This is a genomic window from Glutamicibacter sp. AOP5-A2-18 (assembly GCF_052446055.1).
In the GTDB taxonomy this organism is placed as follows: Bacteria; Actinomycetota; Actinomycetes; order Actinomycetales; family Micrococcaceae; genus Glutamicibacter.
This window is the reverse complement of sequence record NZ_JBQSVW010000002.1, coordinates 1-15,451: the sequence shown is the minus strand read 5'-3', so window position 1 is coordinate 15,451 and position 15,451 is coordinate 1. Positions and strand designations below refer to the sequence as shown.

8 protein-coding genes are annotated in these 15,451 nt (G+C 58.0%); 7 read left to right on the top strand and 1 reads right to left on the bottom strand.

Going from position 1 to position 15,451, the window contains the following annotated elements:
* Window positions 1-41: 41 nt before the first annotated feature.
* The 7 genes from ACT3RW_RS17270 (at window position 42) to ACT3RW_RS17240 (ending at window position 14,727) form a co-directional block, all read left to right on the top strand.
* Window positions 42-1,622 carry a hypothetical protein gene (locus ACT3RW_RS17270; protein ID WP_441680267.1) on the top strand — a complete coding sequence of 527 codons (1,581 nt, stop codon included), beginning with the start codon at window positions 42-44 and terminating at the stop codon, window positions 1,620-1,622.
* A 2-nt stretch (window positions 1,623-1,624) separates the two neighbouring features.
* Window positions 1,625-3,136 (top strand): SCO6880 family protein, encoded by a 1,512-nt coding sequence (locus tag ACT3RW_RS17265; RefSeq protein ID WP_013350311.1) that lies wholly within the window; start codon window positions 1,625-1,627, stop codon window positions 3,134-3,136.
* Window positions 3,136-4,752: a hypothetical protein gene (locus tag ACT3RW_RS17260; RefSeq protein ID WP_444614666.1), complete on the top strand. Its 1,617-nt coding sequence runs from the start codon at window positions 3,136-3,138 to the stop codon at window positions 4,750-4,752. The genes ACT3RW_RS17265 and ACT3RW_RS17260 overlap by 1 nt, the downstream gene beginning before the upstream one ends.
* Window positions 4,749-6,470, top strand: a complete 1,722-nt coding sequence (locus tag ACT3RW_RS17255; RefSeq protein WP_444614665.1) for a type IV secretory system conjugative DNA transfer family protein — start codon at window positions 4,749-4,751, stop codon at window positions 6,468-6,470. Before ACT3RW_RS17260 ends, ACT3RW_RS17255 begins: the two co-directional genes overlap by 4 nt.
* 254 nt (window positions 6,471-6,724) lie before the next feature.
* On the top strand, window positions 6,725-13,765 hold the full coding sequence (locus ACT3RW_RS17250; protein WP_444614664.1) for a DNRLRE domain-containing protein: 7,041 nt from the start codon (window positions 6,725-6,727) through the stop codon (window positions 13,763-13,765).
* Between the two features lie 57 nt (window positions 13,766-13,822).
* Window positions 13,823-14,224: a hypothetical protein gene (locus tag ACT3RW_RS17245; RefSeq protein WP_157867178.1), complete on the top strand. Its 402-nt coding sequence runs from the start codon at window positions 13,823-13,825 to the stop codon at window positions 14,222-14,224.
* Window positions 14,225-14,298: 74 nt separating this feature from the next.
* Window positions 14,299-14,727 (top strand): hypothetical protein, encoded by a 429-nt coding sequence (locus ACT3RW_RS17240; RefSeq protein ID WP_013350308.1) that lies wholly within the window; start codon window positions 14,299-14,301, stop codon window positions 14,725-14,727.
* Window positions 14,728-15,205: 478 nt separating this feature from the next.
* Here the strand turns inward: ACT3RW_RS17240 and ACT3RW_RS17235 are convergent.
* Window positions 15,206-15,451: DUF4913 domain-containing protein (locus ACT3RW_RS17235; RefSeq protein ID WP_444614663.1), on the bottom strand; the 246-nt coding region annotated here is incomplete at its 5' end.

Below are 15,451 nucleotides of genomic sequence, written 5' to 3'. Positions count from 1 at the left end.
CGATTATTGTGGCGAACCAGGCTAGTTGTGAATGGTGGCAGGTGAACTGCAACATTGGTGAAGGCCTCAAAAACCTTGCCGATAGTGCAATTACGGACTTCGTCCAGTCGCTCTATGACGGTGCCGTGGCCTTCGTTGCCCAGGTTTCCACCTTCTGGATGGATACCCCCAGCCCCGACGTAGACAACGCTGCCGTGGCTAGTTTGCGCGATGACATGTCTTGGTACGTTGCAGGGTTTGCGATCCTGGGTTTTCTGATCGGCCTGATAAAGCTCGTCATGTCCCAGGACGTGAAAAACAGCCTGATCGGTTTGGGTACCCCGATTGTGAATCTGATTCTCGCGGCCACCGCCTATGCAACAGGTATTGGCTTGTTGCTCACCGCTTCGGATGAATTTTCCAAGTGGATCGTTGAGCGTTCTACTGGCGGGGATGTGGATCTGACGCAAATGCTAACCGCTGGCACTGCGCTTATAGCTAGTCCCGGTACTGCGTTCCTGCTGTTCATTCTCTTGTTGCTCGGCGCAGTCATCAACCTGTTGTTCATGTATTTCCGTGACGTGATGTTCCTGATCCTCTCCGCCTTCATCGTGGTGCTGGCTGCGGCCAGTGGATCAGAGCAGGGCCGGCAAGCATGGCGCAAAGCCAACGGGTGGCTGATCGCGTTGCTGCTCTATAAGCCGGTCGCAGCGGGCATCTATTCTTTGGGGTTCCGCATGCTGGTAGAAGGCAGTGCCCCCGAGGGTGAAGAAGCCACGGTTCCTGAGGCGATGCACTCGACCCTGATTGCGTTGCTGATCTTGTTGCTGGCGGCGCTGGCGTTGCCCGCCTTGATCAAGTTCATCGTTCCTGCTGCCGGTGTTGGCGCTGGCGCGTTCTCCGGCGGCGCAGCGCTGGGCGCGGGTGTCACGCTCGCGGCCGGTGCCGCAGTTCTCGCGGGTACAGGTGGCGCGGCTGCTGCTGCCGGTGGTGCAGGTGCGGCGATGGGTGGCGGTGCAGGTGCCGTTGGTGGTGGCAGTGGTGCCGCTGCTGCTGCCAGTGGAGGTTCGATCGCAGCCGGGACAGCCGGCGGCGGCACTACAGCCGGTGGTGGAGGATCGACTGGCGGCAGTGCTGGCGCATCCGTGAGTGGGTCATCTGGCGGTGGTGGTTCTTCTGCTTCGGAAACCATTAGCGGCACCGATGGGGGTTCTTCCGCGTCGGGTGCTGCCTCTGCTGAGGCAGGCTCCGGTTCTAGTGCTGGTGGTGGATCTTCTGCCAGTGGTTCTGGCAGCTCCACTTCCGGCGCAAGCTCTGGTAGTTCTCCTGCTGCTTCGGGCGGCGGCGCTCATTCCGCTGCCGGTGGATCGGATGGCGCAGCTGCGGCTCCGGCATCAAGTAGTTCGAGTTCCACTCCAACTGGTGCCGGTGCATCAACTTCCACTGATTCTTCTGGCTCCGGTAGTTCGGGTAACGGCGTTACTTCCCCAGGCTCAGCCCAGAACAGCACCCCACCTGCCGGTGGCCCATCCGGCGCCAAAGCACCCAACAAGGCCACGGAAGCCATGCAGAAAATGAGCGACGTTAAAGGCATCGCCAACGGCGCGAACCCCAGCAAGCTCGTAGACGAGGACGGCGAATAAACATGGCCATCACAGATACGCGAATCGAACCGAACACCTTCGGCAACCTGACCGTGCCGCGCCGCTCAGGCTTGCTGGGCCTGTCCATGGGCCAAAGCCTCATGCTGGTGCCCATCGTCCTCATCGTCATCGTCACCGCAGCGCGCGGCTGGATCATGGCCGCCGTCATCATCGCCCTGGCCACCATCCTCGGGGCCGTGCTGCTTCTGGTCACCAAGAAACAAGGCCGTTCAATCTATGGGAGACTCATGCTTCGTCTAGCGCAGCGGCAGAAGGTCGCATCCAAAAAGCACGTTTATCTTTCCGGCCCCACCGGGTTCACCCCCGATGGGCAGGTACGCTTGCCCGGTCTGATGGCCAAGTCCCAGCTGACTGAATCCATGGACTCCTACGGTAACCCTTTCGGGCTGATCCGCCTCTCCTCCCGTGGCCACCACAACTACTCCGTGGTGCTCGAATGCTTCCCCAACGGGGATAATCTCATTGACCAGGCCGACGTGGATAACCAGGTGGCGCACTGGGCGAACTGGCTGACCCAACGCGGCCTGGACGAGGGAATCCGCGGCGCTTCGGTCACCATCGAATCCTCCCAGGACTCGGGCCTGCGGTTGCAAAAGCTGTTGGCTGATAATCACCGCGAGGACGCGCCCGAGTTCGCCCAGCGTGTCGTTGAACGTATCGCGCAGACTGATCACTCCGCCGCTCCTGAAGTCGTAGCCCGCATTACCCTGACCTTTGACGGCCGCCGCCTCGATGGGAAGGCCGGGGATCGGGGCATGGAAGAGATGGCTGAGGAAATCGGCAACAAGCTCCCCGGCATCATTTCCGGGCTGGCGAACACCGGGGCCGGAGCAGTACGGCCGAACACGGCCCAGGAAATCATCGACTTCACCCGCGTGGCTTATGACCCGACCACCGCTGTCGCCGTGGAGGAAGCACAAGCCGCTGGCGGCACCGGCCTGGCGTGGGAGGATGCTGGCCCATCGTTCGCATTGGACGCGTTCGACCATTACCGGCACGACCGGGCCGTGTCGAAGTCGTGGACGATGTATGAAGGCCCGCGCGGCGCGTTCATGTCCAACTCGTTGGCTCGCCTCACTGCACCGAGCGAGGGGGCGCTGCGCAAGCGGGTGACCTTGCTGTATCGTCCGATCCCGGCTGATCAGACCTCCACCGTGGTGGAGAACGAGCAGAAGGATGCGATGTTCTCCGGCTCGCAGCAGCGCGTTTCCGTGCGTGCCCGCCAGCGTTTGGCGGCAGCACAGAAAACAGCCCAGGAAGAAGCCTTGGGTTCCGGGTTGACCCGCTTCGGGCTAATCATCACCATCAGCGTGAAAGATGAAGCCGAGCTGAAGAAGTTCGACCGCACCGTTCCCGGCTTGGTGTCCCACGCCAAGCTGCGGGTACGCGAAGCGTTGGCGAACCAGGCAGTGACCTTCCAGGCGGGCTTGCCTTTGGGCATGGTGGTACCTGATCACATGATGATCCCCGACGAGATTAAGACGTGGTTCTAATGACTCCGCTAATCCAGAAGAAGCGCCAGCAGCCTAACCCTGAGGATCTGGCCCAGTCCCACAGCCTCACGCTATCCAAGCGCGACGTGGCCCGTTTGGAACGCTCTGCGAAGAAGGCAGCACCCAAACCAGCCAAAGAACCAGGCTTGCTTTCCCGACTGCTGGCTGAGGGCGCCCAATCGCGCTATGTTCCAGGCGATGCAGGGTCGAACCGCCGTGGCGGCGGGCCGGTGAACTACATCGAAAACCCGGTCGAGATTCAAGGTTCAGCGGTGCAGGTGTGCGGGTTCTGGCCCTTCGTCAACGGCGCCGGATTACCGACCATTGGCGCACCTCTGGGCCGCCATCTGCTGCGCAACACGCTAGTGACCGGCGATCCTATTTCCTGGTTCCTTAACGGCATCATTTCCAACCCTTCCGCCTTCATCCTCGGCCAGCCAGGACTAGGCAAGACCTCGCTGGTGCACCGCCTGCTGGCCGTGCTCTCAGCCTGGGGCGTGGTGCCAATGATCTTGGCCGACTCACGCCCTGATTATGTGCCGCATATCCGCGCGCTCGGCGGGCAAGTCATTACGTTCTCCCCTGGCCAAGGGCATTTGAATCCCTTGGATCTCGGGCCGCTGGTGGCCAGCCTGAATGAGATTGACGATGACAAGGCTCGCGATATTGCGATCCAGGAGATGATCAGCCGCCGCCGCTCCCTCATGGAAGGCATTACCTCCATGATGCTCGGCCGTCCCTTGCAGCCTCACGAATCCACCTGTCTTTCGGTAGCGATCAATGAGCTGGACCCGCATCTGCAAGATGCTCCGCTGATCGGGGATCTGGTGGATTTCATGCGTTCACGTCCCGAAGTGCTGCGCCAGAATGTACTGTCCTACGATGATGACCATGAATATGATCAGCGCCTTCAAGCGCTGCTGGACGCGTTGATCAATCTCGGCCCGTCCGGTGCCTACGGCGATATGTTCGCCAAACCATCCGACGCGCACATTACCCCTGGTGTTCCGGTGGTGTTCGACATTTCCGGCGTGAATGAAAACGATAGTGTTCTGGTCGCTGCGGTGCAGTCGCTGTGCTGGAATCTCGGATCAGCCACCGTCTCGGCCGAACAGCATTTGGCCGCTGCGGGCAAGCGCAAACGCCGCACCTACTTCCTTGTCATGGATGAACTGTGGCGCATCCTGCGTGCCAGCGATGACATGGTGCACTTCATTGACACCATCACTCGCCTGAATCGCGGGCGCGGCATTGGCCAGGTGATGATCACCCACACCATGAACGACCTCAGGCTGTCCAAAGAGCATCTGACAGCCACCGCGTGGGGGTTCGTGGAACGCTCCGCAATGGTGTTCCTCGGCGGTCTGGCCCCTTCTGAAATGGGCAACCTTGAAGAAGTGTTCGCCCTATCCTCCAAGGAAAAAGCGCTCATGACTGATTGGACTGGTGAAGCGGTCGTTGATCCCAAGACCAATAAAGCCTCCCGCCGACCAGGGGCCGGCCACTTCATCTTGAAAGTGGGTAAGAATCCTGGCACCCCGTTTGTCACCCACCTGACAGACCTTGAATTCCAGATTTCAGATACCAACCGGGCATGGGAAATGGTGAACAAATGATCGGCACAGATCCGCGCTCTGGGCGCAAGAACCAGCCAGCGAACGATGACGCTCTGTGGATGGTCGGCGGCGGCATTCTCACCCTCGGCATCTTGGGTGTGTTGCTGTGGACGTTCGGCGCGATCCTAGATCCCAAGGTGGAGAACGCCTCGAATAATCCGGTGCAGATCCTCATGGATCAAGGCCGGGGTTACCTGCCGGTCGGCGGGTTGCAAATTACGGTGTTTGTGATCGGCATGCTACTGCTAATTGCCGTGATCCTCATGTTGGTAGTGGTGTGGCGGCGCAGCCGGGGCACCACCTCGCGGGTGGATCATTTGGCGAAGGAGATGGGTCACGCCAAGGACTTCAAAGCTCTCGAAGAACCAGCGGCCCGTGCCGATGCAGAACGCCTCGGTGCGACCAAGGCCGGCATTGGGGTGCCTCTGGCCAAGCTGGTCAACAACCGCAAGTCCTTGTTTGCTTCCTATGAGTGGGTGCAGATCTGGTTGATGGGGCCACGCGCCGGCAAAACCTCCTGCGTGTGCGTCCCGCAGATCCTGGAAACCGGCGGGCCAGTGCTGGCCACCTCGAATAAGCGCGACATCGTAGACATGACCCGTGGCCCCCGCGCCCGCGTAGGCACTGTGTGGGTGCACGACGTGCAGGGCATCATCGGAGAAGAACCCTCCTGGTGGTGGAATCCGCTCTCCTTCGTCACTGATATGGAAACTGCTGAAAAGCTCGCGGACGTGTTCCTGGCCTCGGCCACCGACGCAGGGGCTAAACAGGACGCGTATTTCGAATCTGACGGTAAACGCCTGCTCTCGCACTTGTTCTTTGCCGCCGCCGCGGGTCGGCGCCCGATCACTGACGTGTTCGCGTGGGCGCAAGATCCCGAGGATTTCACGGCCCGCGACCTGCTCAAAGACCACGGCCACCGGCCTCTGGCGAACTCCCTGGAGCAGATCCAGAAGCTCACCCCGAAGCAGCGTGACGGGGTCTATGGCACGATGCGCCCATGGGTGAACGTCCTGTCCTACGACAAGGTGATTCCCTGGATTCGCCATAATGGGGCCAATCGCCCCGAATTGGATCATCGCAAGCTGGCTACCGGAACCGACACTCTGTATCTCATCTCCAAGGAAGGCGGCGGATCAGCTCGTGCGATCACCGCAGCGCTAGTCATGGCCGTCATGACCGAAGCGGAAAAGACCGCAGCCAGCCAGCCAGGGGGCCGGTTGAAAACCCCGCTCACAGCAGTGTTGGATGAAGCGGCGAACGTGGTGCGTTGGCGCGAACTGCCCGACGTGTATTCACACTATGGTTCACGCGGTATCGTCGTTTCGACGTTCTTCCAGTCCTACAGCCAAGGCGTAGAAGCCTACGGAGAGAAAGGCATGAACAAACTCTGGGGCGCCGCCAACATCCGCGTTGCCGGCTCAGGACTCTCGGACGATAAATTCTTGCCGTTCCTGACCCAAGTAATCGGTGAACGGGACGTGCTCAAACGCTCCTCCAGCACCAGTGCTCGCAGCGGCCGCTCGGTATCCAGTTCGATGCAGCGCGAAAAGATCCTGGACGTGGCCGACCTTGCGGCATTGCCACGGGGCCGCGCCATCCTCACCAGCTCCGGCCTACCGGCAGGACTGATCGAGCTACAGCACTACTCGACCAAGCCTTATGGAGACGATGTGCGAGACTCGCAAAGATATTACGAGGGGCTGCTGAAGAACTAACGAATCGCAGAAGTTGATTCCCGTTCATTCGATGCTGCAATGAATTTCGCAGATCAATCGATTGACTAGATTTGATGCTCCCCCAAGTTGACCCCAGCCTTCAACCTCTCGTTTCGTAAGATCATTGGGTAAATAACGTTTAGGCAACTTTTTTCCCAAAGCGTTCTTTTTGGTAATTCGCGCGCACTGGATATAGCAGAATCTATGTGCTGGCTATGTGTCAGCTTTATTTCTTATCGAAAATAGAGGTCGAAGTGCACCTTCTGAGAAGGGATATCTCTGCGCGCCTGTGGACAGATTTCACAGTAGGGAAGAGGAAAATCCTATCTGCTATCGCGATTGCCAGCACCAGTGCGTTGCTGGCCTCAGGTTTAGTCGCCCCATCGGCGTTCGCCGACGAAGAACCGCAAGACACGGCACAAACCGTGGAGGACGTCACCGAACGTCCTGACGGGGTGTCCGCCCAAATTACCGCGAAAGCCACCGGCCACCGCGTCGAAGATTTGTCCCTCCGCACGGCCACCGAACAGGTGTTCGCCAACCCGGATGGGACCTGGACGTCCGAAACGACCTCAGCAGCCCGCTTCAAAGAAGAAAAAGGCAGGTTCATTCCTCTAGGCGCCGACGGAGAACTGACTGACACCGCTTCCACGGTCGTAGGTGACGGCACCGAGCTCACCATCGCTGACGGCAAGGACGCGCTCGGCGATGGCCCCACCCAAGATTCGGTCGTGCTCGCTGAGCTCGACGCCACCGGCGAGCACCAGAACGCCAAGCTCACGCTGGGCTGGGAAGGCGAGCTTCCTCAGCCTGAGATTGCTGAGAACCAGGCCAAGTATTCTGACCAGGTCGAAGTACCAGTGACGGATGAATCCATTGGGGATGTCTCACCGCAAACTTCAACGGTGACTCCACTCCCGTCGGAGGAATCTGAATCATCTGAGGCCCCTTCCCAAGAGTCTGAAGTTGCCGAAGGTACAGCTAAGCCATCGCAGTCGCCTACCGGTAACAGTGATGCAACATCCACTGTTGCCCCGAGCGAAGCATCGGCAGAGTCATCAAGCACGAATCCGGAACCAGAAACATCGGCAGAGCCAGTCGAGTCATCCTCTTCGGAAGCTCCGCAGGAACAGTCAGCTGAAGCTGATGTCGTCGTGCAGCCATTGAAGTCAGGATTTTCCCACCGCACAGTGGTCGATAAGGCACCCGAGGGAGATGTCTCATTACGTTTCCCGGTCCAACTTTCTAAAGGCCTGACCCTGAAGAAAGATAAGGACACCGGGGATCTGCGTGCCGTGAATGGCTCGGGCGAGACCATATTCTTCGCCCCGGCGCCGACGATGTGGGATGCCAAGATCGATGAGGCTTCCGGCCTTCCATCTGCTGAACGTTTCGTCGACACCGAACTCACCGAAGAAGACGGCGTCCCAGTACTCACGCTAACCGTCGATAAAGAGTGGCTGCAGGATCCAGAGCGCCAGTATCCGGTGACGATTGACCCGACCTGGACATCCGGTGTCTCTGATACGTGGGTTCAGGCAGACGTCCCCGGATCCAAGGCCGGCGATCCTGAACTTCGCGTTGGCACGTTCAATGGTGGTTCGTTGAAGTCCCGCTCATTCCTGCAGTTCGCCTCCACCGCCTTGAACGGCAAGAAGATCACCAAGGCCGAGCTGCGGATGCACAACTACCACTCTTATTCGTGCACTTCGTCGCCGATTAAAGTGCAGCGTGTGACGACCTCGTGGATTTCGTCTGATGTTCGTTGGACCGCACAGCCCAGCGTGACAACCAGCGGCGAGGGTTCAAACAACATTTCCAAAGGCTACTCCTCCAGCTGTGCTGCCGGGTACGTCTACTACCCGATCACGCCGATCGCCCAGTACTGGGCAGATAACCCCACCAAGAATTTTGGTGTTCGACTGATTGCCGCCGATGAGACGAACAACAACACTTGGAAGCGGTACCGCTCAGCGAACTACATCACCGGGTCCAATGATCCGGTTGAGCCGCAATTCATCGTGACCTACAACTCCTACCCAGGAACCCCTTCGGGTGTTTCGTTCAACTCCGGCGAGTCAGTCAAGGACGCTGCTGGCAAACTGTGGGTAAAGTCCAAAACCCCGACGTTCCGTTCGACAGTGACGGACCCTGATGGCGGTAACGTCAAGGCAGAGTTCGACATGTCCGGCACCAGCACCCTGGCCAAGAAGGCAGGGACGACTGTCGCTTCAAAGCAGGTCTCCACGTATAAGGCCTCCTTGGCTGAGAACGGCACTTACACGGTCAAGGCCTGGGCCAATGACGGTTCGCTGCGTTCCAAGGCTGCCGGTTCGTCAACTACTTTCACTGTTGACTCGGTAGCGCCGTCGGCTCCTTCGATCTCCTCCTCAGGAGGGATTACGAACAACGGCTGGAAGTCCACAAAGCCCACCTCGAATACTTTCACATTCTCTTCCAGCGCTGACACCGACAAATTCTCTTACCAGTTGAACAATGATCCTTGGAAGACCGTCACGGCCACCTCTGGCAAGGCGACCTTGTCATGGAATCCTACGGGCGCGAATATCCTGAGGGTGAAGGCGAACGACAAAGCGACCAATACTTCGGGCACTACCACGTGGACCTTCGGCAACGGCGTTGCTTCGCTGACTTCTCCTGCCGGTGGTTCCACTACTTCGGACTCGTTCAAGGTCACTGGCCAAGGTCCGAGCTCATCGACCGGCGTGGTGACTCCGAAGGTGTATTGGCGTGAAGCAAACAGCGTCAGCGCTGATACGACGACCTATGGTTCGAATAGCGGATGGTATGAAGCTGCCACGTTGCCTGCTATCGCTGTTGGGCAGCCGGTCAAAGTCAATACCATGGTCAACGTCGCAGCCGCTCCGGCCGGAAAATTGAAAGAACTCGGTAAAGACCGCCTGGCGACCTTGGTTGAGCTGCAGGTCTGCTTCGACTATGCAGGAGCTCCAGCCGCTTCGAAGTTGCAGTGCACCACGAACAAATCCAAGAAACCAGTCCAGGTCACCAAGCTGCCGCACGCTTTCGGGGATAACTACCCTGTTGCCGAGGCCGGCGACGGACAGGTCGCGCTGACCACCGGTGAACTGAACCTTTCGGAAACCGACGTCGAAGTCGACGCCGGCAACACTGGTCTGTCCGTGAACCGCTCCTACTCGTCCTACTCGGGGATCGGCGCGAACTCCCGCATCTTCGGCAAAGGCTGGCGCGTGAATATCGAAGGCCCCGACGAGGGTCTTTCAGGGCTGATGGTCGCTGAATCCACTGCCCTGGATGGCACCGTCACCTTGATCAATGATGATGAAACCGCGGCGGTCTTCCGCCAGCCAGGCAACGGCCGTGTCTCCTTGAAAACGGGCACTTATGTCGCGGCGAATGACGACGCGAGTGCTTCGGGATGGAAACTCGCATTATCCGGCACTGGTACCTCCGCGCGGATCAAGATCACGGAGGAAGACGGCACAGTGACCACCTTCAAGCGTGGTGCGATCCTGGAGGGCAACTCCAAGATCTACGAGTGGATCACCGAAACCGTCACCGGCGGCAACGGCACGGGCACAGCCAAGTTCGTCTCGAACACCGCTGGACAGACCACGATGGTTGTTGCTGGCACCGAGACCAACCTGACATGCGACACGACCACCCCCGTCAAGGGCTGCCGGCGCATCAACCTGGCCTATGACACTTCAGGCAAGATCACGAAAGTCACCTACACAGCCTGGGATCCAGCCGCCAGCGCGATGAAGACTGTGAACATTGCCGAGTACGCGTATGACGGAACGACTGCTGATGCACGACTGACCAGCGTGAAGGATTCGCGCACAGGGGATGTCACTTCCTACACCTATGCTGCTGACTCGGCCGCTGGCGTGCCGCTGATTGCTTCCACCGAGGAAAAGACCAGTGGGGGCGCACGTGTTGATGCCCCGACCTACTATTCCTACGGGCTCGGGAACACCGGCTCCGGGCGTGCTGATTGGCTGGAAAAGGTCGAGCGCGGCAACCCCACCGACGGGAACTCCCGGGTGCAGACAGCACGCTTTGTCTATGGGGTCAACCCCGTCGGGGATGGAAACAACCTGCCGGACCTGCGTGAAGAACGAGTCAAGCTCTGGGAGCAAGAAGGTTCCAAGCGTCCCGTTACCGGTTACGCAGTGTTCGGAGCGGGGAAGAACATCGCATCGTCCAAGGCCGGATCCGTTGCAGCCAGCGACTTCAAATATGCGGATCTGCAGTATGTGGATTCGCAGAACCGAGTCGTGAACACCTCCTCGTACGCTGCCGGAGCCTGGCAGAGCACCGCCAGCGTCTTCAACGAGGACGGCAATGTCGAACGGGCCTACGATGAGCGGGCCCTGCGTATGATCCAGGCCTCGGCCGCAACCCCTGAGAATGTTGTCGGCGGCATCGTCAATGGACATATGGACCAGGCATCCTTGTCTTTCTACTGGTCGGCTTTGTCGGCCTATGTGGATGAGAACGGTGACGGGATCTCGAACGCCACCGACCCGGTGATCAAGGCAGATGAGATCGCGAAGAATGAGGCTACCGCAGAATTCTTACGTGGGTATGTCACTGACTCATATTCTCCGGTGACCACCGATGAGAACGATGAGCCAGCTCGCGTCCACACCAAGACGACCTACACGCCGTTGAGCGATGTTGATGCTGGCGGCATGCCGCGGATGCTTGCCACGAAGGAAGTCACTACCAAAGCGAATTCCGGCGACGTCGACATGTCTGCCACGAATGAGCCGATCATCACCCAGGTGGAGAACGGGTATGACGCCTATACGGTCGATAAGAACGGAAAGGCGATTACTGATAAGAACAACTTGCGTTCAGGCTGGGTGATCGGAACCCCCACCAAGGTCACTCAGGTCCTGTCTCCCACGACAAACAACATCGTGGTCGAAACCAGGTATGACGACCAGGGCCGCGTCATCGAGACCCGCCAGCCGAAGTCGGCAGGAGCAGACGCCGGCACCACTCAGAGCATCTACTACACAGCCGGCACCAACGCCGTTGATGCTGTTTGTGGCAGCAAACCTGAATTTGCGGGATACCTCTGCAAGAACACCCCAAAGGGTGCTGGCTCGGTGTCGAAGCATCAGACCGGGTTCAACATCTATGGCCAGCCGGCGACGTTCACCGAGGCCTCGACCGGGACCGATGGTGCCAAGCGCACGACAACCCAGACCTACCGTGCTGACGGGCAGGAGCTGAAAACCACGGTCACCACCAGTGGCATCACCACTGTCGCGGTTCAACCGGTCGAGAAGCTCTACGACGCCACCGGCGTACAGAACGGCGTACGGGCACTAGCCTCAGGCACGTTGCCGCAGTCAGAGGTGAAATGGACCCAGGATCTGTGGGGACGTACCACTTCCTACACGAACTCGCTGGGGGAAACGACCACGACCGAGTACGACGGATTTGGCAACGTGTCCAAGACCGTCTCGCCGGTGTCCACCTCGACCTACAAGTACGGGGCGCTCTCGTCAGACGGCACCGCGGAGTACCAGGGCGTGGTCACGAGCATGACCGTGTCCAAGCATGGTGGGACGGGAACCGGCACCTACAAGGCGTCCTACGATGGCGACGGCAACATCCTGACCCAGAGCATCCCGGGCGGCTTCACCCAGAAGATGGACTACGACGAATCCGGCAAGCAGGTCCGCCTGGCCTATGACGGCCCGCTGAAAGCCGAAGACGGGACCACGTCGAACGGGACCTGGATCGCGTGGGAACAGAACCGGGATACCACCGGCCGGATTGTCGGTGAGACGACTCCTGAGGGTGATGTCCTTGCTGGCACCTCCACCGCCGGTGACCGGGGTGCAGCTTATGACCGGTCGTTCACCTATGACCGGGCCGGACGCCTGACCGAAGTCAAGGATGTCACCGCGCAGCCGGGCGAAACCGTCAATACTGACCCTGCTGAAGGTGCCGTCACTCCGACAACGGTGCGGAAGTATGCGTTCGATAAGAACGGCAACCGTACTTCGCTGACCACCACGGTCAACGGAGCCCAGACTGCTTCGCGGACCTGGGCCTATGATGCGGCTGACCGCGTCGGTGTAGGCGCCGGGTATGTGTATGACGGGTTGGGACGGCAGACCACGCTTCCAGCCGCGGATGCGCCAGCAGCTGCTGGTGGTGTGAAGGCTGGTGCTGGGGCGATCACGGTGAAGTACTTCGCTGATGATGCTGCTGCAGCCATTACCCGCAACGGCACCACCTCCACCTTCGCCCGGGATCCGCAAGGCCGCCGACTATCGGTAACTTCTACGGGGACGAACGCTGCCGGGACCGAAACGAAGCACTACGCCGATGATTCGGATAACCCTGCATGGACGAGCCGTGTTCAAGGAACCCAAACGATCACGACTCGGTATGAGTCCACGATCGGTGGAGACCTGGCACTAACCATCACCGAGAATAACGTTGAACTGGCGTTGAGCAACCCCCACGGAGACGTGGTGGCCACTGTTCCGGTCACTGGCACCGGTGCGGGGCAAGGTATCACCGGGTGGGCACAGTATGACGAGTATGGGAACCAGCTGTCCGAACCAGTGAATACTGGTGCGACGACTTATGGCTGGCATGGCGCTGATCAGCGAGCTGTTGATACCAGCGGACTGATCCTGATGGGCGCACGTCTTTACAACTCTCATGCTGGGATATTTACCGGACGTGACCCAGTAGAAGGCGGCAACACAACAAGCTATAAATATCCGGATGACCCAGTTAATAGCAGCGACACCGATGGTGAAGCATGTCGAACGCAATGGTATGGATTTGCCATCAGAATTAGCTGCGGAGGCGGCTATGGCAGCGGGTACGGATCAAGTTCGAACAACTATATGAATAGTTGGAACCGCGCCACAAGTAGATGGCATAACACATGGAGTAGGAACGTAACACGCGCCGCAGCTAGAGCTTCCGTGCATGCGGTCAGGGTGGGCGGCGTCGCGCGTCCTGGGAAGTCGAAGAGGTATAACAAGAAAAAATACTACGGCTATACCATGTCCTACCACAGGGGATCGAAGAGCAAGGTCTACAAATATGGGATTAGCCGAGTTGGCGCCAAACGTCCGATATCGCAGATCTCTAGATGCCAGCGCAGGATGGGTACGCGATGCAGTTATAAGATCAATCGCCGGTTCCAAAGTTACCAGCATGCACGAGTCTGGGAGACTGGGCGGATCGTTGGATACAAGAAGCGAGCAGGAAGTTGTCCACCAGGGCACAGAGGTAGATACTGCAAGTAACAGAGTAAGCCGGTAACGAGTTGGCTTATCCGCATCCACGAGTTCAATTGGGGGAACATGGGTTTTTCAGTATTCCGTAAAAAGAGCGATAGCGGCTTACGAGGGCCGAGTATTGAAGCGCTCAAAAAGGGACATCGAATTTTCTACGGAGAGTATCTTGAAGGTCCAGCTAAAGGAACAACTGTTCTCATAAAAGTTGTTTCTTCTCGGAGGGTCACTAAGAAGCTCGTCGAGGGCAATACTGGGAGTTCCATGTTCCCTGCTGGGATCGAAGTATTAGTGACGCTTCGTTCAGCGGGCCCGGGGTCATACACCCTTTTTCCGGAGATTAGTGAGAGCTGGGATTTCTTCTCCTTGGCCCCAGGGGAAGAGGAAGAGTGGCTTTCAGTTCAACCCATTAGCTGGTTCACGCATATTGACTCTAAAGCTAAGGCTAAAGGCTTTGACAGAGTTTATTGATCGCGCGATCCAAGCGAGGCAATGATTCGAAACTTAACAGAGGATTCACTCTTGACTTTTAGGAACAGCCATAAATGCATGACGATAATTTGACACCGCCCCATGATGAATATGTGAATCACTTCACCTCGGAGTTCTATGAAGATCTAACCAACGAGTTCGCGCCGTTTGGTTCGGACGAAGGCTTTGACGTAATTTCTTTGGCAGAAGACCATCGAGACGAGGTCTCTGAAGAAACAACCGTTCAGGAGCTTTTGGAGATAGTAGACGCACCACTTAGCGACGAGTGGAGCCAGACTCTAAAAGGCCAGGAGGCTTTGGATGATGCACTGTTCATTTCGTCAGCCGCGTTCGCATTGATTCGCATTACTGGAAGGATAGACTCGCACGGCCATAAAAAAGCGCTTGAATCATTGAAGGTTTTAATTGATAGCTTCGGAGATGAAAGCGAACTGGTGCAGCAGAAAATTGATCTGGAATCTTGGACTAATTCCACTGCCTGACCACAATCAGGGTTGAGCGCTAAGAGGATCTCTAACTATAAGTTGATTCTAAATTGCATTCGTTCTACCAAACCATTTGCCGAGTTTTGGGTAGTTCGATAGAAAAGCTGCAAAATAAACCAGGGTGGAGAGAAGATCTTTCCACCCTGGTTTGTGTTACGCCCTGAATCCGTACAGACCGTGGACGACGAGCTTCTATGAATTTCGGCCGATATCGTTCCTGGCAATTGCTAAATAGTATTTGCTTGCGTTGATGGCTAGTTCCACCGCCTGGTACCAATCACTCACGTAGGCCGCTAAGTCAGCAATAACCGCAAGAATCAAAAGAGTGTTCACACCACTCATGTGTGCGGCGCAACGCTTCTGCCTCTCCGGTGGGCCAAGAAACATGGGTTACGCACCCTACCATGTGCGCAAGAGGTGGCATTAAAAGCAAGAAGCTGGCCAGCGAAATTCGCTGGCCAGCTTCTTGCTGCTGCTATACAGATGAACGGAAATACCCGCTCGGTGCGTCCCAGATAGGGAGCATCTCGGGCAGTTCTGGGTGCATCACCTTGTCATAAGCATGGAACGGGCCATCCTGCGCGGTGAGTCTGTCCATCAGCGGATAGAAGTAGTCCCGATAGAACACCAAGACCTGCTGAGGGCCATCCCACCGCATCTGCTCCCATGTCTCCCACAGCGCAGTGATCACCGAATACGCTTCCGGGTACTCATACCAATT

Coding starts and splice junctions, on each gene's coding strand:
- ACT3RW_RS17260 (WP_444614666.1), top strand. CDS start 3,136: ATGACTCCGCTAATCCAGAAGAAGCGCCAGCAGCCTAACCCTGAGGAT.
- ACT3RW_RS17255 (WP_444614665.1), top strand. CDS start 4,749: ATGATCGGCACAGATCCGCGCTCTGGGCGCAAGAACCAGCCAGCGAAC.
- ACT3RW_RS17245 (WP_157867178.1), top strand. CDS start 13,823: ATGGGTTTTTCAGTATTCCGTAAAAAGAGCGATAGCGGCTTACGAGGG.
- ACT3RW_RS17240 (WP_013350308.1), top strand. CDS start 14,299: ATGCATGACGATAATTTGACACCGCCCCATGATGAATATGTGAATCAC.
- ACT3RW_RS17265 (WP_013350311.1), top strand. CDS start 1,625: ATGGCCATCACAGATACGCGAATCGAACCGAACACCTTCGGCAACCTG.